This window comes from Sorangium sp. So ce394 (assembly GCF_051474665.1).
In the GTDB taxonomy this organism is placed as follows: Bacteria; Myxococcota_A; Polyangia; order Polyangiales; family Polyangiaceae; genus Sorangium; species Sorangium cellulosum_D.
Genome location: NZ_CP150339.1, coordinates 10,290,686 through 10,312,382, shown reverse-complemented (window position 1 = coordinate 10,312,382; position 21,697 = coordinate 10,290,686). Strand labels below are relative to the sequence as shown.

The 21,697-nt window shown below is 75.7% G+C and carries 11 protein-coding genes; 2 read left to right on the top strand and 9 right to left on the bottom strand.

Annotation, left to right across the window (positions count from 1 at the left end; genetic code table 11):
* Positions 1-70: 70 nt before the first annotated feature.
* The 4 genes from WMF33_RS38025 to WMF33_RS38010 all read right to left on the bottom strand — a co-directional run bounded on the left by WMF33_RS38025 (position 71) and on the right by WMF33_RS38010 (position 4,015).
* Entirely contained in the window at positions 71-1,045 is a 975-nt protein-coding gene (locus WMF33_RS38025) for an aldo/keto reductase (RefSeq protein ID WP_437333182.1), read from the bottom strand.
* Positions 1,046-1,157: 112 nt separating this feature from the next.
* Entirely contained in the window at positions 1,158-1,922 is a 765-nt protein-coding gene (locus WMF33_RS38020) for a dienelactone hydrolase family protein (RefSeq protein ID WP_437333181.1), read from the bottom strand.
* Between the two features lie 63 nt (positions 1,923-1,985).
* Positions 1,986-3,326: an LLM class flavin-dependent oxidoreductase gene (locus tag WMF33_RS38015; RefSeq protein WP_437339559.1), complete on the bottom strand. Its 1,341-nt coding sequence runs from the start codon at positions 3,324-3,326 to the stop codon at positions 1,986-1,988.
* Positions 3,327-3,595: 269 nt separating this feature from the next.
* Entirely contained in the window at positions 3,596-4,015 is a 420-nt protein-coding gene (locus tag WMF33_RS38010; RefSeq protein ID WP_437333180.1) for a hypothetical protein, read from the bottom strand.
* A 213-nt stretch (positions 4,016-4,228) separates the two neighbouring features.
* Here WMF33_RS38010 and WMF33_RS38005 point away from each other — a divergent pair, with 213 nt between their 5' ends.
* Positions 4,229-4,705 carry a GNAT family N-acetyltransferase gene (locus WMF33_RS38005; protein ID WP_061624595.1) on the top strand — a complete coding sequence of 159 codons (477 nt, stop codon included), beginning with the start codon at positions 4,229-4,231 and terminating at the stop codon, positions 4,703-4,705.
* A gap of 31 nt (positions 4,706-4,736) precedes the next feature.
* On the opposite strand, the gene WMF33_RS38000 is transcribed toward WMF33_RS38005, so the two are convergent.
* The 5 genes from WMF33_RS38000 to WMF33_RS37980 form a co-directional block, all read right to left on the bottom strand.
* Positions 4,737-5,444 (bottom strand): aspartate/glutamate racemase family protein, encoded by a 708-nt coding sequence (locus tag WMF33_RS38000; RefSeq protein WP_437339558.1) that lies wholly within the window; start codon positions 5,442-5,444, stop codon positions 4,737-4,739.
* A gap of 208 nt (positions 5,445-5,652) precedes the next feature.
* Positions 5,653-6,585 carry an NAD-dependent epimerase/dehydratase family protein gene (locus tag WMF33_RS37995; protein ID WP_437333179.1) on the bottom strand — a complete coding sequence of 311 codons (933 nt, stop codon included), beginning with the start codon at positions 6,583-6,585 and terminating at the stop codon, positions 5,653-5,655.
* Positions 6,585-6,995, bottom strand: coding sequence for a hypothetical protein (locus WMF33_RS37990; protein ID WP_437333178.1), 411 nt, complete (start codon positions 6,993-6,995; stop codon positions 6,585-6,587). Before WMF33_RS37990 ends, WMF33_RS37995 begins: the two co-directional genes overlap by 1 nt.
* A 45-nt stretch (positions 6,996-7,040) precedes the next feature.
* On the bottom strand, positions 7,041-7,580 hold the full coding sequence (locus WMF33_RS37985; protein ID WP_061624577.1) for a hypothetical protein: 540 nt from the start codon (positions 7,578-7,580) through the stop codon (positions 7,041-7,043).
* Between the two features lie 545 nt (positions 7,581-8,125).
* Positions 8,126-8,809 carry a hypothetical protein gene (locus WMF33_RS37980; protein WP_061624576.1) on the bottom strand — a complete coding sequence of 228 codons (684 nt, stop codon included), beginning with the start codon at positions 8,807-8,809 and terminating at the stop codon, positions 8,126-8,128.
* 614 nt (positions 8,810-9,423) lie between these two features.
* On the opposite strand from WMF33_RS37980, the gene WMF33_RS37975 reads away from it, so the two are divergent.
* The gene (locus WMF33_RS37975) at positions 9,424-21,576 is read left to right on the top strand and encodes a tetratricopeptide repeat protein (RefSeq protein WP_437333177.1); all 12,153 of its coding nucleotides are present in this window, start codon (positions 9,424-9,426) and stop codon (positions 21,574-21,576) included.
* The last annotated feature ends 121 nt before the right edge of the window (positions 21,577-21,697 follow it).

Genomic DNA, 21,697 nt, shown 5'->3' with positions numbered 1-21,697 from the left:
CGCCCTCGGCGAGCCCCGCTCGCCAGGCGGCAACCGCTGCCTCGAGCCGGCCGCCGCCCAGCGCGGCTCCTCAGAGCGCGCCTCCCGCGGACGCCTGCGCCGCGCCGCGCGAGCGCGCGTCCGCCGCGGGCACCGGCTCGGGCACCGAGCCCGCCTCGCTCAGGCGCCGCTTCGCCTCGGCGAGCACGTCCGCCGGCAAGGGACCCTTCCTCGCGAACTGCAGGTTGTCGCGCAGGTGCTTCGGATCCCGGGTCCCGACGATCGTGGTGCTCAGCCCCGGATGCGAGAGCGTGAAGCGCAGGGTGAACTCGATCCGGCTCAGGCCGTCGAGCAGCTCGTCGAGCCTGGCCCGCTCCCAGCGGTCCTGCATGGTCGTGCCGGGCAGCATGTAGTTCGTGCGCTGCCAGTCGGTCGGCGCGCCGCGCGCCACGCCGCCGCGGATGATGGTGCCGGCGCCGGCCTGGGCCGCCTTGCCGATCACCTCCTCGTGCTCGCGCTGCAGCGCGGAGTACGGGATCTGGAAGGCGTCGAAGGCGCCCATCTCGATCTGCTCCACCAGGTTGGGCAGCGTGCCCGAGACGCCGAGGAAGCGGACCTTGCCCTCGGCCTTGAGCTTCAGCGCCTCCTCGAGCGCGCCGTCCTGCTCGAACTCTCGCCGGGTGAGGCTCCGGTGGAACTGCACAAGGTCGAGGTGGTCCGTCTTCAGCAGGCGCAGGCTGTTCTCCACGCCGTGCCGGATGTTCTGCGCCGTGTGCACGTGCTCGCCCTGGGCGCCGCCGACGACGCAGCCGCACTTCGAGGCGAGGAAGTACTCGCCCCGGCGATGCGAGATGAAGCGCCCGATGCGCTCCTCGCTGCGACCGTAATCGATGGACGTGTCGATGAAGTTGATCCCGGCGTCGAGCACGTCGTTCAGGATACGCTCGGCCTCCTGATCCGAGAGCTCCGGGCCGCGCGGGGCGCCCCGCAGCTCCATGGCGCCGAAGCCGAGCGTGGTGACGCGGACGCCGGTGCGTCCGAGCAGACGAGTGGGCAAATCGGTCATTGTCTTCCTCCGCGGGCGCGCGCGCGCCGCAGCTTGCAAGCCGTGAGAGCGGGGCGAGCTCCGCGAGCCCGCCCACCTTGTGGCGTGGAGATGAGCGCTGGCGCCGTCCGGCTCAGCTCTTCGGAGGCGCCGACTTGAGCGTCGCGTCGAACAGCGCCAGCAACGTCTGGTAGTGGCGCTCGGACGCGGCCTGGTTGTACACCGCCGAATCGGAGGGGACCCAGCCGTGCTTCGCGCCTTCGTACGTCTCGACCGTGTGCCGCACGCCCGCCTGCTGGAAGGCGTCGATCAGGCGCCGCTTTTGCTGGTCCGGGAACGAGGCGTCCTCGACGGCGCCCGCGACGTAGACGCGCGCTCGGATGCGCGGCGCCAGGAGGTGCGGGCTGTCCGGATCGTCGGTCGCCAGGTTGCCGCCGTGGTACGACGCCGCCGCGATCACGCGGTCAGGGAAATGGCCGGCGGCCGACAGCGACAGCCCGCCTCCCATGCAATAGCCCGTGGTGCCGATCGACAGCGAGCTGACGTCGGGTCGGTCGGCCAGGAAGGCGAGGAACGCCTCGGTGTCCGAGCGCACGTTCGCCTTGGTGGCCGTGGCCATGTATTTCTGCTGCCAGTGCTTCCGGAACTCGGGATCTCGGCTGAAGGTCTCGGCGTCCGGCGCCTGGTAAGGGCCGCCGCGATAGAACAGATCGGGCAGCAGGACGAGATAACCGCCCTGCGCGATGCGCTCCCCCAGCTCGAAGAGCGCGGGGCGTATGCCGCGGCCGTCCTGGTACACGAGCACCGCGGGCCAGGGGCCTTCGCCGGCGTCGGGCCGGAAGATGGAGGCTTCGGTTTGCCCGTCCCGAGTCTTCAACGTGACCGTGGTTCGTGACATCTGTTCCTCGTGCCCGGCGTCCGGGCGGGTGGTCGTAGACGCGAACGGGCGCGCCGATCGCGCTCAGCGCGGCGCGGCGCGCTCTGGAAAGAAACGATTCGCGGGCCGCGCGAGCCCCAGGTTCTCGCGCAGCGTGCTCCCTTCGTACTCGCGCCGGAACAAGCCCCGTCGCTGGAGCTCGGGGACGACGCGATCGACGAAGTCGTCGAGCCCGCCCGGCAAGTAAGGGAACATGATGTTGAAGCCGTCGCAGCCGTTCTGGACCAGCCACTCTTCCATCTGGTCCGCGATGGTCCTGGGCGTGCCGACGAACGCGAGCCCCCCGAAGCCGCCGAGGCGCTGCGCGAGCTGGCGTACCGTGAGCCCTTCCCGCTGCGCGAGCTCGATGACGCGCTCGCGCCCGGACTGCCCGGCGTTCGTGGGGGGGATCTCCGGGAGCGGCGCGTCCGGATCGAAGCGCGAGGCGTCGCAGCCGAGCATGACCGAGAGCGACGCGATGCTGCTGTCGAAGTGCACGAGGCCATCGAGCCGCGCGCGCTTCTCCTGCGCTTCCTGCACGGTCTCTCCCACGACGACCAGCGCGCCGGGCAAGATCTTGAGCGTGTCGGGATCCCGCCCCAGGCGCTCCCGCCTGCCCTTGACGTCGGCGTAGAAGCGCCGCGCGCTCTCCAGCGTGGATTGCGCCGCGAACACGACCTCCGCGGTCTCCGCCGCGAGCTGCCGGCCTGCTTCCGAGGCGCCCGCCTGCACGATCACCGGCCATCCCTGGACCGGACGCGCGATGTTCAGCGGCCCGCGCGCGGAGTAATACTTGCCTTTGTGGTTCAGGACGTGGAGGCGCTCCGGGTCGAAGTAGATCCCGGCCTCGACGTCGCGCACGAACGCGTCGTCGGCGAAGCTGTCCCAGAGCCCCGTGACCACGTCATAGAACTCGCGCGCGCGCCGGTAGCGCTCGTCGTGCTCCACGTGCTCGGTGAGGCCGAAATTCAGCGCTGCGTCCGGGTTCGCGGTGGTGACGATGTTCCAGCCGGCGCGCCCGCCGCTGAGGTGATCGAGGGACGCGAAGCGCCGGGCGACGTGAAACGGCTGATCGAACGTGGTCGACGCGGTCGCCACCAGGCCGATGCGCTCGGTGGCGCCGGCGAGCGCAGAGAGCAGCGTGAACGGCTCGAAGGACGTGACCGTGTGACTGCGCATCAGCGCGTTGAGCGGCATGTTCAGCACGGCCAGGTGGTCGGCCATGAAGAACGCGTCGAAACGAGCCTGCTCCAGGCGCTGCGCGAAGCGCTTGAGGTGAGAAAAATTGAAGTTCGCGTCCGGGTAGGCCCCCGGATAGCGCCAGGCACCCGTATGAATGCTGACAGGGCGCATGAACGCGCCGAGCTTCAGCGTGCGTGCGGCCATCTTCGGCCTCCACGCCGCGAGCGCGGCCACTCCAAGCGTCCCGTTGCCATGTGCGATGTCTACTATAACGGATGCCAAGGCGAAAGCGGAAAATATAACGGATGCCACGGCGCCGGCGGGGACGGCGGGCGAGCTTCCTGGAACCCCGGCGCTCGCCGGGGGGGCCCCGCGCCGCGCGTGGCAGGTCGCCGCGCCGATCCGCTTCGAGGGCGGGGTCGTGTCGCTGGGCGGGTCTGCTTCGCGTGCTCGGTCGCCCGCGAAAAGGCGCTCTAACGGCCTGACCCCAGGCCGTCGCGGGCGAGGGCGAGGGTCCGCGCGTGCTCGGGCACGCCCTCCAGGAAGCTCCGCCGCAGCTCGGGATCGTCGATGAGCGCGGCCTGCGCGAGCAGGCGGCGGTGGGCCTCGTCGAGGGCGGCGGCGGCAGCGGCGTGCTCGCCGAGGGCGTGGAGGCACTCGGCGTGAATGAGCCGGGCGAGCGCCGCCTTCGAGGCGAAGGCGGCGGCGGCCGTACCGTGATCGATGACGTGCCTGGCGGTAGCGAGCGCGTCGCCGGCGCGTCCCTGCGCGCGCTGGGCGGCCGCGACGACGACGAGCCCTGGCCACAGGTACAGCGGCACCATCGTCAGGAGCGCGCACCCGGCGCGAGCCTCGGTTTCGAAGTGCTGCCGGTGCGGAAGTCGCCGCGCCATGTACGGCTTTCGTCATGGATCGCGTAAAGCTGGAGCCGCACGTCCTCCGAGACGTCGCCCCGGAGGCCTCGCCTCACGTGCACCAGCGTCGCATCGCTGTCTCCTCCACGGTTCGCCTGCTGGGCGGCGCGCAGGAAGAGCCGCCGAGGAGGAAGCTCTCGTCGTCCCGCCGGCGCACCCGCCTTTGCGTTAGATTCTGCCATCTTGCCGTGCATGGACGACCATGACAGCCCCATCATCCGAGCCGCTCGCCCCGAGGACGCCGAGCTCCTCGGCGCGCTCGCCCTCCGCTCCAAGGCGCACTGGGGCTACTCGCCCGAGTTCCTCGAGGCGTGCCGCGCGGAGCTCTCGATCTCGCCGGCGTACGTCGCGCAGCATCCGACCTTCGTCCTCGCGCGCGGAGACGAGCCGCTCGGGTTCTACACGCTCGAGGCCCTGAGCTCCACCGCGGTGGAGCTGGGCCACCTCTTCGTCGAGCCGGCGGAGATCGGACGCAGCCTCGGTCGCGCGCTCCTGTCGCACGCGCGTGAGGAAGCGCGGCGGCGCGGGTATCGCGTCCTCGTGATCCAGAGCGACCCGAATGCGGCGCGGTTCTACGAGGCCTGCGGCGCGCGGCGCGTGGGCGAGCGGCGCTCGGCCAGCATCCCTGGCCGGCTGCTCCCGCTCTTCGAGCTCGACCTGTCGGGCTGACGCGCCGCTGCTCGCGACCGAGGGAGCCGACTCACGCCGGCGCGGCCGCGCCGTCCGCCGCCCGGCGCAGCGCTGCCCGCGCGAGCAGTCGTGTGGAGTCGAGCGTCGGCAGCGGAGAGTTCGCGTCGCTCATGATGAGCGGGATCTCGGTGCAGCCGAGCACGACGGCGTCGCAGCCCTCCGCGCTCATCCGCCCGATGATCCGCTGAAAGCAAGCGATCGCCTCGGGCCTGAAGACGCCGTACACCAGCTCCTCCATGATGATGCGGCTCATCTCCTCGCGCTCGGCGGCGCTCGGGCGCACCCACTCGAGTCCGAGCGCCGCGAGCTTCTCCGGATAGATCTCGCTCTCGACGAGCCAGCGCGTCCCGGTCAAACCGACGCGCCGGAGCCCGCGCAGGGCGGCCTGTTCCGCGACGACCTCGGCGATGTGCAGCCAGGGCAGCGGCGACCGCGGCTCGACGTAACGCAGCGCCTGGTGGATGGTGTTGTCCGGGCAGATCAGGAAGTCGGCGCCGATGCTCGCGAGCTTGTTCGCCGAGGCGAGCATCAGCTCCCCCACGCCCTCCCAGTCGCCGCGGTCGATGTGCTTCATGTACTCGGCGAGCGAGGGCGTGTGCATCGAGACCTCGGGGTGGGCGTGCGGGCCGAGGAGCGCTGCGCCTTCCGCGCAGAGGGTCCGATAGCAGAGCGCCGCGCCCTCGGAGGAGCAGCCGACGATACCGACGTGCTGGGTCATGACGAGCGTGCCCGGAGCGTACCAGAAGATGAGCTCGGGCATCAGCGCGCCCGTCCAGCGACAGGACGGATCCTCCCGAGAGAAGCCTGGCTCGTTTGCGCCGGCGCGTGAGCGCGCCGGCGGCACGTCCGCGCGCGGCCCCCTCACGGGCTCGCCGCCGCGCCGAGGAGCGCGCGCACGCCCGGCGCGTGGAGGCCGGGGCTCGCGCCTATCGCTGCGAAAGCGCTCCGGTGATCTCTGCCATGCTCGACGCAAAGCTATCTCGCGGGACGAGGCCCAGCACGCGCTGGGCCTTCTCGGTCGAGAAGCTCCCCCGGAAGCTCATGAACGCAGGCACCTGCTCCGCCAGGGCAGCGGGCGGCGGGTCGGCGCTGAAGAAGCTTGTGTAGTCGCGCAAGCGAAAGTGGCCGTCGACGATGTTGAACGCCTGCCCGACCGCCTCATCGATGCGCAGGGAGCGGACCACGGCCTCGACCAGGCTGCTGATATGGAGATAGCCCATCGTGGTCTCGCCGCCGTCCACCAGCGGGAACTGGCCGGCCGCGACGACCTTGGGGAGGCGGCTGCCCCAGAATGACGTGGGATGTACGCCGAAGATGACCGCGGGGCGGAAGACGACCGTCGGGAGGCCGCGGGCCGCCACCTCGGACAGCGCTCGCTCCCCTTCGGCCTTGCTCGCCCCATAGGCGTCGCCCTCGGCGTTCAGCGGCGCGGCCTCGTCGAGCACGCCCCCCCGGTTCCTGAGCTGATACGCGGCGATCGTGGAGATGTGCACGAAGCGCTCGCAGCCGGCGACCCGCGCGGCCTCGGCGAGCGCCGCGGTGGCCTCCACGTTCACCCGCCGGGCCTCGTGCAGATCCGACGAGAGCGACGCGGCGCAATGCACCACGACCTGCGCACCGCGCACCGCCTCCTCCCGGGCGCGCTGCTCCGTCATCTCGCCGAGCACCGTCTCGGCGCCCATGCTCTCGAGCTCCGCGCGCGCGTCGGGCCGCCGCACCAGGGCGCGGACCCGCAGGCCCTCCTCGAGCAGGCGCTTCACGACGTAGTGTCCAACGAACCCGTTCGCGCCTGTGACGAGGGCGACCTTGCCTTTCATCTCCATGAGAGCCTCCCAGCGCTCGAGATCAGGAGAGCGCATCATGACAGTATACTCGACCGAGGTACCGCGCCCTGCCCGGGCCGGTCCACCTCGACGGCTGAAGGCCACCCTGGATTGGTGGGCGCGCCGAAGCCGCGTGCGCGTCGAACCTGGGTCGGGCCACGATCTTCGGCGCGTCCCCGAGCCCGATCGAGGTTCCTTTCGTCCTTGATGAACCGGGCGATGCGGTCCCATACCCGCACGACCCCGCCCCAGTCGGCGCGGCGCTCGGCGAGGCTCTTCGGGCTCACGGCGAGGACGTCGTAGATGATGCCCAGCACGTCCGCGCTGGTGAAGATCGCGGTCGAGCCCGGCAGCTCGCGCAGCGCCTGTCCGCTGTTGGGCTGCCAGGCGACGACGGCGTCGACGCCGCCGGATTTCAGGGTCTGCGGCGTCTGGTCCGTCGGCACATCAGGGGCCGCGCGGCGGCCCGCGAGGCGTTCCGCGCGATGGCGTCAGGGCTGAGCGGCGCCCTGGCCGTCTCCCTCGTCGGAGCCGTCGATATCCGGGCACTTCTGCACGATGAGATCGCACTCCGGGATGGTCGTCTCCAGTGCGCTCACCGGGGAAGCGCACGTGAGCGCCCGGACCTTCGCGACGTGCGCGAGCAGACACGCCTGGTACTCGGCCACGGTCGCGGTGCAGCCCGCGCGGGCGTCGGCCGGCGGCAGGCAGCTCGCCGGGGGCGCCGGGGGGGCCGCGGCCTCGTCCGCCCGCGGCTGCTGGGTCTCGGACATGCATTTCTGCATCACCGCCTCGCACGCCTGCCCGACCGTGGACCACAGCATGCCGACGAACTCGCAGGTATCCTGCTTGGAGAGCTCGAGGCTCGGCGCGAGCGACTGGCACGTGGACTCGACGTCGGCGGTCGTGAGGTCCTTGAGGTGCTTGCTGCTCACATCGGCGGGTATCGGAGCGGCCACCACGTCCTTGCCGCCCCAGAGGACGAGCGACAGGAAGGCCGAGAGTGCTCCGAATCGAATCAGTCGGTTCATTCGTTCTCTCCCTTGTACGAGCGGCCGCCTCGGCCGCGGTGGGGCTCGGGAGCAACCCACGTACCGGCGGCCTCGTTGTGCACGATGGGACCGCGCGCGCCCGGCGGGGCGGGGCGGGGCGGCCAAGGGATTCATTCGTCTTCCGAGCTTCCCGACTTCCTGCTCGGTCGCTCTGACGATATCCCATGAGCTCCACCCTCCAGCGCTGTCCTCCGCGCCGCGCTGGCCGGGCGGGCAGGATGGGCACAGGGCTCCTCGCCCGCTGGAGAGCCTCCGATCACCGCGGACGGCGCCCTGGGACCCGGAGGAGAAGAAGATGAACCGCCGAGGCGCCAAGGACGCCAAGAAGAGAACTTCTGGGCTCTCCTGGCGTCCTTGGCGCTCTTCTTCTGGATCGCTGTACCGGACGCGGCCGAGCGGCGCGTCGCCCGAGTTCGTCCCTGGTTCCACGGAGACGGCAGGCCCGTGGAGACCTCCCGTGGACAGGGAGAGGGAGACGCCGGGGGGCGCGCTCCGGGCCCGGGAGAGGCCCGGGGCGCCGGCCGTCAGACGAGCTCGCGCTCGCCGCCCGGATACACGAACGAGTCGCGGGGCGAGTACCACGAGGCGCTCTTCACCACCTGGATCGGGCTCCCGGGCCGGAGCGCATACACCGGGTGATCCTTCGCGAGGAACTCGACCGACAGGAGCTCGTACGGGTCGGCCATGTCCGCGATGTAGGGGTAGTTGCCGGCGAAGAGGCGATCTCCGATCTTCGTCACGTAGGTGAGGTGGCCGCGCGCGACCACGCCGATCTTGTTGCCGACGTGCGCCCGCGTCCGGATGATCGGCACGCCGTCCACCGAGGTCGTCGCCACGAGCTCCTTGCCGTGCAGCTCCAGCGTGGTCGACCCGGGCGACGCCGGCACGCCGCGCTCGCTCACATACCGGCGCACCGCGTCGGACGAGTTGAAGTAATGCGTGAAGAAGCGGGCCGGGCTCGCGCCGTCCGGCGTGGTGTGACCCGCGAGGTCGAGCCCGAGGTAGGTGAGCGAATACGCTCCGAAGCCGGACGTCTGCTCCGGCTTGTCGACCACGTACTGATTCATGTAGATGGCCCTGTTCTCGGCCGGCGTGAGGCCGCTCGGCAAGAGCGCCGCCGCGGCGTCCGGATCGGCGGGTATCCAGCTCGAGTAGAGCATCCGGCTATCGATGACCATCTGCGGCGCGGCGAGCTTCGACTCCGACATGGCGCTGTCTTTCTCCCCCCCGGGAAGGACGAGCACTATCACAACTCGCCGCCCGGCGATCGGCGGCTGTCCGGGATCGCAGACAGCGATTGCCCGGCCACGAGGGTGAGAGGCTGTCGAAGGAGGGAGTCGGGCGGGCGACACCGACGCAACCAGCAACGCTGGGCGACGGGCGAGCGCCGTTCGCCCGGGCCGCGCCGGCGCCCGACGTGGCAAGACGGAGGCGATGCGCCTACCCGAGCGCCGATGAGCGGACAGCGCACCACCCCGAGCGCGCCCGCTGGCGGAGCGCTTCAGGCCGCGCCGACGAGGGGCTGGCGCGCAGGCGCCTGGCCCGCGGCGCCCGACGGCGTCGGGCGCGGGCGACGCCACCCGCCTCACCGCATCTCAGCGCCTCTGCCCGGGCCATTCTCCTCCGCCGTCGCCGCGCGCCGCGCAGCGCCGCCCCGGCGGCCGAGCCCGCCCCGGCCGCGCCGGGCCCCCGATCGCTGAGCCCATTTGGGAAACGCTCCTGTTACCTTGGGCGACGCTCCGCAGCGCACTGCGGGCGCAGGTTCGAGGGCAGCCGGCACGCCGGCCTGCTGCCCCATCGCCAGCCGAGGTCCGGATCCAACATGCAGCAGGACACGAAGGGCGCGCGCGTCTCTCTCCGCATCGACAACCTCGAAGCCGCGCTCGAGCAGGGGATCGACAACGAAGCGGCCGCGCTCGACGTGCTCGTGGCCGCCGCGGCGAAGGGGAGCCCGCACCCCGAGCTGTGGGCGAAGCTCCACGAGTCCGCTGCGCGCCACGACCGGTTCTCCGAGCTCGCGTTCGCGTACGAGCGCTTCGCCAGCGAGCGGCGCTTCGGGATGCTCCCGCAGGCCGCCCAGGCCGAGGTCCTCGTCCACGCCGCCGAGTTCCTCGCCGATTTCTTCGGCGACCCCGGCGGCGCTCGCCCCTACCTCGAGCGCGCGCTCTCCGTCCTGCCCTCGCATCAGGAGGCCTTCCTGCGCCTCGAGCGCATCCTCGTCGAGGCGAACGAGCCGCCGAAGCTCGCGGACCTCTACGCCCTCGCCGCGGGCTACCGCCCGGAGCGCGCGGAGCAGCTCGCGCTGCTCCGCCGCGCCTTCGCGCTCGTCGAGGTCAGCGGGAAAGAGGAGGAGCGCGCGGTCAAGCTGCTCCAGCAGATCCTCCGGATCGACCCCGGCGACGCCTCGGCGCGCTGGGCGCTCGAGGAGCGCTACGCGCGCGCCGGGCGGCTCCAGGAGATCGCGAGGATGCTCGAGCCGGCGCTCACCACGGAGCCGCCCCCCGCCGATGCGCTTGCGATCCGCGCGCGGCTCATCGACCTCTACAGCGGCCCGCTCAAGGAGATCGAGCGGGCCCTGCCGCACGTCGAGGAGGTGCTCGCGCTGAACCCGAGCCACGAGGCCGCCTACCGCGCCGCGGAGGCCCTGCTCGGGCGCAAGACCGCCGTCGTGCGCGCCGCCGCGGCGCTCGAGGCCGCCCACGCGCGCCGCGGGAGGCCGCAGGAAGCGGCGCGGATGATGGCCCTCCAGATCGAGAACCTCCGCGGGCCGCGCCGCGTCGAGGTGCAGAAGCGGCTCGTCGAGCTGCAGTTCCAGCGGCTCGGCGACCTCGCGGCGGCGTTCTCGCTGTCGGAGCAGATCCTCGCGGTCGACCCCTCGGACGAGGCCGTGCGCGACCGCTTCCTCCAGCTCGCGTCGGTGCTCGACCGCCGGGCCGACGCGGCGCGCGTGCTCGTGCGCGCGGCGTCCGCCGCCAAGGACAAGCCGCTCCGGGCGCACATCGCCGCCGAGCTCGGCGAGCTGTACGAGGGCCTCGGGGACGGCCGGAAGGCGCGCGCGGCGTTCCAGCAGGCGCTCGACGGCGAGCCCGACGCCGCGGCCGTGCGGCGCGCGGCCCGCGGGCTCGCGAAGCTCTGCGAGCGCGAGCGCGACCCGCGCGGGCTCGCCGGCGCGCTCGAGCGGCTCGCCGAGGCCGAGACCGAGGCCGAGGCGCGCGAGGCCGCGGCGGAGCGGCTCGCGCGCCTCTACGAGGAGGAGCTCAACGACCCGGCGGGCGCGATCGCGGCCTACCGCAGGCTCGCGGAGCCGGGCTCCTCGCGCGAGGCGCGCGCCCTCGCCGCGCTCGAGCGGCTGTACGAGGCCACGGCCGCGCACGAGGGGCTCGCGTGGGTCCTCGAGCGGCGCGCCGAGGCCGAGCCGAACCGCCGCGCGGCGCGGGACCTCGCCTTCCGGGCGGCCGAGCTGCGCACCCGGCTCGCCGACCTGCCGGCCGCCATCGCCGCCTGGCGCCGCTACCTCGCGGCGTTCGGGCCGTCGCGCGAGGCGCACGCGCGGCTCATCCCGCTCCTCGAGCAGGAGCGGCGCTGGGCCGAGCTCGAGGCGCTCCTCGAGGCCGAGGCCGAGCTCGCGGCCGGGCAGGAGCGCGCCTCGGTCCTCGCTCGCATCGGCGCGATCCGCATGGCCCGGCTCGACGATCCGGCCGGCGCGATCGCTGCCTACCGCGAGGCGCTCGCGCTCGATCCGACGGATCGGCCGAGCCGGATCGCGGTCGAGAAGATGCTCGGCCCGCCCCCGGCGAGCGGCGCCGGCGGCGCGGAGCCCACCCCGTCGCGGCAGAGCGCCCACCTCGTCCTGACCGACGATCAGCGGCTCGCGGCGTGCGCGGTGCTGGAGCCGATCGCGCGCGGGGAGGGCGCGGCGCAGCTCCTCGTGCGCGTGCTCGAGACCCGGGCGGAGATCGCGCCCGTCGCGTGGGCCCCGGGCGCGGCCGCGCCGGCGCCGGCCGACGTGTCGGGCCGGCTCGCGGCGCTCGAGGAGGCGGCCGCGGTCGCGGAGCGCGAGCTCCGGGATCCGAAGAAGGCGCTCGACCTTTTGGCGCGCGGGCTCTCGATCGCGACCGCGTCCGCGCCCGAGCGCGTCGCCCGGTGGGTCGCCGAGGTCGAGCGGCTGACCGAGCACGGCAGCGAGTCCGCGCGGCGCGCGCCGACGCTCGCCGGCGCGCTCGGGGATCGCGCGGTCGACAGCGCGCCGCTGTCGCACCTCGCGCGGCGGGCGGGCGAGGCGCTGCTCGCGAGCGGCGACGTGACGCAGGCGCTCGCGCTCTACCGGCGGGCGCTCGCCTTCGAGCCGTCGTCGCGCGAGCTCATCGCCCGCGTGGACGCGCTCCTGCGCGAGCAGGGCAGCCCCGAGGAGCGGCTCGCCCTCTACCGCGAGGCGCTCGCGCAGCCGTGCACGCCCGCGCGGCGGCGCGAGCTCCTGCACGCGATCGGCACGATCCAGCGCCGCGACGTCGGCGACCTCGCCGGGGCGGCCGAGACGTACCGCGCGGCGATCGAGGACGACCCGGGCGACGACGCGGCGTACGAGGCGCTCCTGGAGACGTACGCGGCGGGCGGCGCGTGGGACGCGCTCTACGACGCGCTGGCCGAGCGGCTCCCGAGCGCCCCGCCCGACGAGCGCGTCGGGCGCGAGCTGCGCATGGCCGAGGCGGCGGCGAAGGGCGGGAAGGTGCCGAGCGCGGTCGCGCACTACCGCGCGATCCTGTCGGGCGGCGCGGCGCTCTCCGACGCGGCGCTCTCCGCGATGGAGGCGCTCGCGCTGTCCGCCGGCGACGCGGCGCTGCTCCGCGAGGTCCTCGAGCGGCGGGTCGCCGCCTCGGGCGATCCGCAGGACGAGGCGCTCTGGCTGGAGCGGCTCGGCGAGCTCGCGGCGTTCGGGATCGGCGGCGCGTCCGGCGCGGACGCCGCCCCGGGCGATCTCGACGCCGCGGTGGCGGCCTGGCTGCGCGCCGCCGCGCTCGCCGAGGGGCCGCTCGCGGATCCGGAGCGGGCGCAGAAGCTCTACGAGCGCGTGCTCTCCGTCGCGCCGAAGCACCGCGACGCCGCCGGCCGCCTCGCCGCGCTCTACCGCGGGCAGGGGGCCTGGGATCGGCTCGCGGCCGTCTGCGAGGTCCTGCTCGACACCGCGGAGGGCGACGACGAGGCGCTCGCCGCGCTCGCGGCCCTCGAGGACGCGGCGATCCGGGCGCGCGCGACGGCGCGCTTCGTCGACGCCGCGCTCGAGCTCCGCGATCGCATCGGCGGCGAGGGGGAGGGGACCGAAGGGGAGCGGAGCGCGCCCGCCGGCAAGCCGGCCGCGGCGCGGCGCCGCGCGATCGACGCCGCGCTCGCGCGGGTGCTCGCCGCCGATCCCGACCGGCAGGACGAGGCCGCGTCCGTCTACCGGCGGCTGCTCTCGCCGCCCGAGGGCGGCGACGCCGCGCAGGGCGCGCTCGACCCCGCCGCGCTGGAGGCGTTCCGCGCCTTCCTCGCGCAGAGCCCGGACACGCTCGCGCGCCGCGTGGACCGGCGCTGGCTCTTCACGCTCCTCGTGGAGCGCGCGCGCGAGGACGAGCGCCGGAGGGCGCTCGCCGCGTGGGCCGCGTGGGAGGAGGAGATCGGCGAGCGCGCGGCGGCCGCGGCGCTCTACGCCCGGCTGCTCGAGGCGGATCCCGAGAACGACGACGCTCTCGCGGCGCGGGGGCGCCTCCTCGCCGAGCTCGGCGACGACGAGGGCGCGGCGGAGGTGCTCGCGATGCGCCGCGATCGCAGCGAGGGCAGCGCGCGCGTGGCGCTCGACGTCGAGCTCGCGACGCTCCTGCTCGATCGGCTGGATCGGCCAGCGGAGGCGCTCGACGCGGTCGCGCCCGCGATCGAGGCCGGGACCATCGAGCCCGCGGTGCTCGAGATCGCGGAGCGCGCGCTGGGGCGGCCCGAGACGCAGGCGCGCGCCGCGCTCTTGCTCGAGCGGGCGTGCGACGCGCTCGACGACCTCGAGGCGCGCGTCGCGCTGCTCGAGGCGCTGCTCGCGAGCGCGCCCGCGCCTCGCCCGCCGTCCGAGGCGAGCGCCGCGCCGGGCGCGCCGCGCGGCGCGCTCGACGGGGGCAGCCTCGCGTCCGCGCAGCGCGCCGCCGTCCGCCGCGGCTGGTTCGAGCGCCTGCTGGATCTCCACGAGGGAGACGCGGCGCGGGGCCTCGAGGTCGCCCTGCGCGCGGTCTCCGAGCTGCCCGGCGAGCTCGACCTCTGGGATCGGCTCGAGGAGCTCGGCCGCCGGGCGAAGCAGCCCGAGCGCGTCGCGGCCGCGCACGCCGCGGCGCTCGGCGAGGCGGGCGCGGCGCTCCCGCCCGACGTCGTCGAGGAGATCGGCCGGCGGGCCGTCGAGCACCACGAGGAGTGGTTCGACGCGCCGGAGGCGGCCCTCGCGCTGCTCCGCCGGCTCGTGGAGCTCGTGCCGGGCTCGCTGTGGGGCTTCGAGCGGCTGAAGCTCGCCTACAACGCGGCCGAGCGCTGGGAGGACCTCTTCGCGCTCTACGACGCGATGCTCGAGCGCACCTCGGCGCCCGACGAGCGCATCTTCCTCCTGGAGGACGCCGCGGCCGTGGCGCGCGACCTCGCGGGCGACGGCGAGCGCACGATGCGCTACCTCGAGCAGCTCCTGCCGCTCCAGGACGACGCGCGCACCCGCGCCGCGCTCGAGCGGCTCTACGAGCGGCACGGCAGGCACCGGCCGCTCATCGATCTCCTGACGGCCGAGCTGCCGAGGCTCTCCGGCGAGGCCGCGGAGCGGCTCCGCGAGCGCATCGCGCTCCTCTGGATCGAGGGGGTCGGCGACGCCGCGTCGGCGCTCCCCGCGATCGAGCAGCTCCTCGACGCGTGGCTCTCGTCCCGCGCGCCCGGCGCGCCCCGCGCCGCCTTCGCGCTGCTCGAGCGCATCCTCGCGGCGATCCCGCCCGAGCAGGCGCCCGCCGGCGATGCGGGCGCGCTCGCCGCGCGCGCGGCGCGGCAGCGGTCGGCGGTCCTGCTCGCGCGGCATTACCGCGAGGAGGGGCGGCCGGAGGACCTCGTGCGCGTGCTGGAGGTCCAGCTCGAGGGCGCCGACGTGGACGACCGCCCGGCGCTCCTGCGCGAGATCGTGCGGCTCCGCCGCGACGCCCTCGGCGACGAGCCGGGCGCGTTCGCGCGGCTCGCCGAGCTCATCGAGCTCAGGCCGTCGGACCCCGGCGATCGCGCCGAGCTCGCGGAGCTCGCCGAGCGGCTCGGCCGGCACGACCGGCTCGCCGAGGTCCTCGCCGCGGCCGAGCCGCGCGCCGAAGGCCCGCAGCAGGCGCTCGCGCTCGTCCGCGACGCCGCGCTACTCCGCCGCGACCGGCTCGGCGACGCGGACGGCGCGATCGCGCTCTTCCGCCGGCTCTTCTCGCTGGCCGAGCGCCACGGCGACGCCGCGGCGGCGCGCGACGCCGCGCGCGCGCTCGACCGGCTCTTCGCCGAGGGCGACCACGTCGCCGAGCGGTGCGACGTGCTCGACACGCTCGCCGCGCTCGAGGCCGACCCGGCGGCGCGGCGCGAGGCCCTCGGCGAGCTCGCGCGGCTCGCCGCGTCGCGGCTCCGCGACGAGGCGCGGGCGATCGCCGCGTACTCGGCGCGCCTCACCGACGACCGGCAGGACCTCGAGGCGCTCGACGGGCTCGCCGCCATCCTCGAGGAGGGCGGGCGCTACCGGGAGCTCACGGCCGTGCTGGAGCGCCGCGCGGCCGTGCGCGGCGGCGCGGGCGGCCGGCGCGATCTCGGGCGGGTCGCGCGGCTCTTCGAGCGCGAGCTCGGCGACGCCGAGCAGGCGATCGCCACCTGGCGCCGCATCCGCGAGGAGCTCGCGCCCGATCCCGAGAGCGGGGACGCGCTCGCCGCGCTCTACACGCGCGCCGAGCGCTGGGCCGACCTCGTCGCGCTGCTCGAGGTCGAGGCGTCCGCGGCCCGCGCGCTCCCCGGCGGGGCCGGCGCGGCGCGCAGCGCGGAGCTCTTCCGGCGCCTCGGCGACGCGCACCGCGATCGCACGCTCGCGTGGGAGCGCGCCGTCGAGGGCTACCGCCGCGCGCACGAGGCCGAGCGGGCCGCGGGCGGCGAGGGCGGCGAGGGTGGCGAGGGGGCCGCGCGCGGGTCGGCCACGGCGCGCGCGGGGCTCGAAGAGCTGCTCCGCCGCATCGATCCGGCGTCGGCCGAGCACCGCGGCGCGCTGGTCGCGGCGGTGGGCGCGCTGCTCGAGATCTGCGCCGCCGCGGACGACTGGCGCGCCGAGGTCGCGCTGCTCGAGCCGCGGCTCGCCGCGGCCGAGACGGACGCCGAGCGGGTCGCCATCCTGAAGGCCTCCGCGGCGCTGCTCGAGGAGCGCGGGGGCGACCGGGAGGGCGCCTTCGAGATCGCCTTCCGCGCGTTCCTCCTGTCCCCCGGCGAAGGGCAGCCCGAGGGCCTCCTGCGGCTCGCCGATCTCGCGGGCCGCTGGCACACGATCGCCGACGCGCTCCCCGAGCTCGAGCGCCGCGGCGACGTGCCGCCTGCCACGCTCCGCGACCTCACCTTCCGCGTCGGCCGCTGGCACCGCGACGCGCGCGCCGACGCCGACGCGGCCGAGCGCGCGTTCGAGCGGGCGCTCCTCCACGACCCCACGAACAGCGCCATCCTGCTCGATCTCGCGGAGCTCCTGCGGCACCGGCGCGGCCCCTCGCTCGTCCCGACCCTGCTCCGGCTCGCGGCGGCGACCGGGCACGACCTCGCCCTCTACCGCGAGGCCGTCGAGACCGCGCGCGGCGCGGGCGACGCCGTCCGGGCCCGCGACATCGCCGCGGAGCTCCTCGAGATCGCCGTGCGGCGCCTCGGCGACGAGGAGGGGCAGCCGCCGGTCCCCGGCGCGTGGCCCCCGTCGCGCGCCGCGCTCTGGGCGATCGACGCGCTCGTCGCCATGCTCGCGGACGCCGGCGAAAGGCCGCAGATCGTCGCGCTCTGCCGGCGCGGCGCCGCGCTCCCGCTCGCGTCGAGCGAGCAGCGCCGGCTCCTGCGGATCGCGGCCGAGGCGGCGGAGCCCGAGGAGGCGATCGCCCTCTACAGCGGGCTCTTCGGCGACGATCCGGCGGACGAGCCGGTCGGCGAGAGCCTCGCGGCGCTCCTCCGGAGGGCCTCCCGGCACGAGGAGCTCGTGCGCCTGCGCGAGCGGCAGATCGAGGTCTCGGGCGACGCCGAGCGCCGCGTCGCGCTCCGGTACGACGCCGCGGAGCTGCTCGCGGAGACCCCGCGCGCCGCCGACGCGATCGCGCTGCTCCGCAAGAACCTCGCCGAGCGCCCGGAGCACGCCCCGTCGATCGACAAGCTCGCCGCGCTGCTCGAGGCGGGCGGGCTGCACCGCGAGCTCATGCTGCTCCGCGAGGAGCAGGCGTCCGCGCGCGAGGCGGAGGGCGTCGGGCCGGCGGCGGCCGAGCTCTGGCTCCAGGCGGCGTCCCTCGCCGAGCACGAGCTCAACGAGCCCGAGCGCGCGATCGCGAGCTACGGCCGCGCCGCGGAGATCGGCTCGGTCGAGGCGCTCGACGCCCTCGCCCGGCTGCTCGCGCGCCGCGGCGAGCACGTGGCGGCCGCCGAGGCGCTCGAGCGGCTCTGCGCGGGCGCGCCGCCCGAGGAGCTGCACCAGGCCGCGCTGCGCCTCGCGGACGCGTACCTCGCCGCCGGCGAGCCCGACCGCGCCCGCGCCTCCCTCGAGCGCGCGGTGCCCCGCGCCGCCCAGCCCGCGCCGCTCCGCGAGCGGCTCGCGTACCTCTACCGCGCGTCGGGCGCGTGGGGCGCGCTGGCCGAGCTCATCGCCGGCGACGCCGCGCGCGCCGACGAGGCGCAGGCCCGGCTCTCGCTCCTCCGCGAGGCCGCGGATCTCTACCTCGCGCGCGCGAGCGCGCCCGCCGCCGCGATCCCGCTGTTCGACGAGGCCATCGTCCTCGTCCCCGACGACCTCTCGCTGCGCCTCGCGCGGAGCCGCGCCCTCTCCGCCGCGGGCAGGACCGACGACGCGACCGCGGCCCTGCGCGCGATCGTCGCCGACTTCGGCAGCCGCCGCCCGAAGGAGCGCGCGTTCGTCCACTACGAGCTCGCCCGCGTCGCGCTCGCCGCGGGCGACCGCGCCCGCGCGATGGCCGAGTTCGACCTCGCGCTGCGCGTCGATCCCGCGCACCCCGACGCGCTCCACGGCCTCGCCGGCCTCGCCCTCGAGGACGGCCAGCTCGAGCGCGCGCACCGCGCCTACCGCGCGCTGCTGCTCGTCGCGCGCCGGCCCCGCGACGAGGGCGGCGAGGGGTTCGCCGGCGCGCGGCGCAGCACGATGCCGCCGACGCGCTCCAGCGTGGCCCTGCCGACGTCGACCTCGTTCAGCCGGGCCGAGGTCCTCCTCGCGCTCGGCGAGATCGCGCGGCGGCAGGGCGCGCCCGATCGCGAGGTCGAGTACGTCGAGTCCGCCTTCGAGGCGGCGCGCGAGAGCGACGCCGAGCACGAGAAGCTCCTCGCCGCGCTGCGCGCCCGCGGGCGCCACGACCTGCTCGCCCGCGCGCTCGAGGCGCGGCTCGCCGGCCCCGCCCTCGAGCCCGCCGAGGACGCCGCCGCCGCGCTCGGCGAGCTCGCGTCGCTCTACGAGGGCCCGCTCGATCGCCCGGAGCCAGCGCTCGCGGCCCGCCTGCGCGCCCTGGATCTCGCGCCGGGCGCCGGCCCCGCCCACGACGCCGCCCTCGAGCTCGCGCGCCGGCTCGGCCAGACGCACCGGTACCTCGAGCTCGTCGAGCGGCTCTGCGCGCGGGCGGCCTCCGAGCCGTACGAGGTCGCGCTCCTGCTCCGCTTCGCCCGCGCCCTCGAGCTCGCGCCCGACGGCCTCGAGCGCGCCGCGGCCGTCTACCGCCGCGCCGAGGCGAAGATCGCGGCCGGCGCGCCGTCGACCGGGCGCGAGGCGGGCGCTGACCTCGATCAGCTGTGGCGCTCCCTGGAGGCGATCTACGACCGCCTCGGCGACCGCCTGGCGCAGGCCGACGTCCTCCGCAAGCGCATCGCGCGCGCCGACGACGCGCGCCCCGACGACGCGCGCGCCGAGGGCGCGCACGCGGCCCCCGCGGGCCGCCCGGATCGCGCCGAGCCGCGGTACCGCCTGGCCGCGCTGCTCGCCTCGGACCCGGCCGAGGTCGATCCGGCGATCTCCCTCCTCGAGGAGGCGCTCGAGCTCTCCGCCGATCCGGACCGCGCCGAGGCGATCCTGCGCGACGCGCTCCGCGCGGATCCGAGGAACCCGCGCGCGATCCGCCTCTTCGAGCGCCTCGCCCGGCAGAGCGGGCGCCCGCGCGCCCTCGTGGACGCGCTGCTCTTGCTCGCCGAGATCGAGGGCCCGGGCGTCCTCGAAGAGGCGGTCCGCACCGCCCGCGCGCTCGGCGACCGCGAGCTGGCCGAGTCGATCCTGCTGCGCATCGTCGGCGCCGGCGCGGCGCCCTCGTCCGACCCGCCCGGCGCCGCCTGGGCGCTCGTCGCCCTGGCCGAGCTGCGCGAGGAGGCCGGCGATCTCGCGGCCGCCGCGTGGCTCTGCGAGCGCGCCGCGCGCGCCTCGGCGCCCGAGGACGAGCGCGCGCTGCTCCTGCACGCCGCGGAGCTCGCCGCGGGCCCGCTCGACGACCTCGCCCGCGCCGCGCGCCTCTACGAGGAGCTCCGCGCCCGCGAGCCCGCCGAGCGCGAGATCTGGATGCCCCTCGCCGGCGTGTACCGCCGGAGCGGCGACGCCGCGCGCCTCTCGACGCTGCTCGAGGAGACCGTCCCCCTCGTCGACGACCTCTCCGAGCGCTGCGCGCTGCGCCTGGAGCGCGCGCGCCTCCTCGCGCGGGAGTCGCCGGCGCAGGCGGCGCTCCTGCTCCGCGACATCCTCGACGAGGACCCGACCCAGGTGGAGGCCGCCATCCTCCTCGCCACCATGCTCGAGGAGGCCGGCCGCACCGAGGAGCTCGGCGAGCTCTTCGCGCTGCAGCTCGACGCCGCGAAGGACCGCGCGGACGTGGCCTCGATCGCGTCGATCTCGATGCGCCTCGGCGCCCTCCTCGAGCAGCGCGGCGACGATCGCGGCGCGCGCGACGTCTACCTCGGGGCCGTCGACTGGGACGCCACGAACCGCGACGTCCTGCGCGCCCTCGTGCGCCTCAGCCGCAAGCGCGACAGCGCGGACGATCTCGTCGACGCGCTCGAGAAGCTCCTGCGCATCGAGCAGGGCGACGAGGCGGCGCAGATCGCGCTCGAGCTCTCGGAGCTGCACGGCGCGCGCGGCGACGACGCCGTCGCCGAGGCCGCCCTCAAGGCCGGCTACGCGGTCTGCCCCGCGAGCGATCGGCTCCGCGAGGAGCTCGCGTCGCGCTACGCGGCCCGCGAGGCCTGGCACGCGCTCGCCGAGCTGCACGTCCTCACGGCGCGCGTCGCCGGCGCCGACGAGGCGCGCGTCGCGTCGCTCTGCCGCGCCGCCGAGATCCTCCGCGACCGCGCGGGCGACGCCGCGGCCGCGGCCGAGCTCCTCGAGCGCGCCCTCGGCGTCGCCCCCGGCGACCGCGACGTCCTGCTCGCGCTCATCGACGCGTGCGGCGCGTCCTCCGACCACGCCCGCGCGGCCCGCGCGCTCACGGCGACGCTCGAGGCGAGCCCGGACGACCCGTGGCTCTACCGCGCGCGGGCCGAGGTCCACGGGGCGCTCGGGCAGGGCGACCGCGCGCTCGCCGATCTCGAGCGCGCCTACGCGCTCGGCGGCGCCGAGTACGCGCGCGAGCTCGTCGCCGAACTCGAGCGGGCGCTCGCGCGCGCGGCGGCGCGGCCCGCCGAGGCCGAGCCCGCGCCGTCCGAGCCCGCGCCCGACGCGGCGGGGGCCGCCTCGCCCCGCGCGCTCCGGCTGCGCCTCGCCGAGATCCTCGCGCGCTCGGGCGATCTCGAGCGCGCGCGCGCCCACCTCGGCGACCTGCTCCACGCCGACTCCAAGGATCGCGCGGCGCTCAAGGCGCTCGCCGGCCTCGAAGAATCGGCCGAGCGGTGGGACGCCGCGAGCGCCGTCTACCGGAGGCTCATCGCGCTCGAGGAGGGCGACGCCCTCGTCGCCACCGCGCTCCGCCTGGCCGGCGCCTGCGCGCGCGCCGGCCACCTGAGCGACGCCCGCGGCGGGCTCGAGCGCGCGCGCCGCGCCGCGCCCGGCAACGCCGAGATCCGCGAGCGCCTACGCGCGCTCTACGCCGAGATCGGCGCGAGCCGCGAGCTCGCCGCCATCACGCTGGAGGAGGCCGCGGCCGCCTCCGACGTGGCTGGCCGCTTCGCGCTCCTCGTCAAGGCCGGCCGCCTGCTCCTCGAGGTCGGCGACGCGGCGCAGGCGGCCCCGGTGCTCCGGGAGGCGCGCTCCCTCCGCCCGGAGGATCAGGAGGTCGCCCTCCTGCTCGTGGACGCGCTGACGGCCGCGGGCAGCCCCAAGGAGGCGCGCGCGGTCACCTCGGAGCTCATCGTCGCCAGCAAGGGGCGCCGCTCGCGGCTCCTCGGCGCCGTCTACCACCGCCTCGCGCGGATCGAGGACGCCGAGGGGAATCCGCGCGAATCGCTCACGGCGCTCTCGAGGGCGCTCGAGAACGACCCTCAGAACGGCGAGCTCGCCATGGCGCTCGGCGAGAGCGCGCTCGGGCTGGGGGAGCAGGACATCGCCGCGCGCGCTTACCGCGCGGTCACCCTGATGAAGATTGCCCCCGAGCCCGGCGAGGGCGGCACCACGCTCGCCGCGCGCGCGCTCGCCTATTACCACCTCGGCGCGATGGCGCTCGCCGCCGGCGATCGCCGCAAAGCGCGCCTGATGCTCGACAAGTCCGTCTCCGAGGACGGGTCGCTCGAGGCGGCCCGGGCGCTCCTCGACGAGCTGCGCGCCGGCTAAACCCCCCTCCCGCGCGTCTCGTCAGGTATGCCCCGGTCGCGGCGGCCGCCCTCGCGGCCGCCCGAGGCGGCGCGCCGGGGGCGCCGGCGCGCCCGATTCCAGCGGTATTTTGCGGCTTTGG

What these genes read in the sequence shown, in the direction of transcription:
- WMF33_RS38010 (WP_437333180.1), bottom strand. Translation starts at nt 4,015, where the DNA reads ATGGCGCGGCGACTTCCGCACCGGCAGCACTTCGAAACCGAGGCTCGC.
- WMF33_RS37975 (WP_437333177.1), top strand. Translation starts at nt 9,424, where the DNA reads ATGCAGCAGGACACGAAGGGCGCGCGCGTCTCTCTCCGCATCGACAAC.
- WMF33_RS38025 (WP_437333182.1), bottom strand. Translation starts at nt 1,045, where the DNA reads ATGACCGATTTGCCCACTCGTCTGCTCGGACGCACCGGCGTCCGCGTC.
- WMF33_RS37995 (WP_437333179.1), bottom strand. Translation starts at nt 6,585, where the DNA reads ATGCGCTCTCCTGATCTCGAGCGCTGGGAGGCTCTCATGGAGATGAAA.
- WMF33_RS38005 (WP_061624595.1), top strand. Translation starts at nt 4,229, where the DNA reads ATGGACGACCATGACAGCCCCATCATCCGAGCCGCTCGCCCCGAGGAC.
- WMF33_RS37985 (WP_061624577.1), bottom strand. Translation starts at nt 7,580, where the DNA reads ATGAACCGACTGATTCGATTCGGAGCACTCTCGGCCTTCCTGTCGCTC.
- WMF33_RS38015 (WP_437339559.1), bottom strand. Translation starts at nt 3,326, where the DNA reads ATGGCCGCACGCACGCTGAAGCTCGGCGCGTTCATGCGCCCTGTCAGC.
- WMF33_RS37980 (WP_061624576.1), bottom strand. Translation starts at nt 8,809, where the DNA reads ATGTCGGAGTCGAAGCTCGCCGCGCCGCAGATGGTCATCGATAGCCGG.
- WMF33_RS38020 (WP_437333181.1), bottom strand. Translation starts at nt 1,922, where the DNA reads ATGTCACGAACCACGGTCACGTTGAAGACTCGGGACGGGCAAACCGAA.
- WMF33_RS38000 (WP_437339558.1), bottom strand. Translation starts at nt 5,444, where the DNA reads ATGACCCAGCACGTCGGTATCGTCGGCTGCTCCTCCGAGGGCGCGGCG.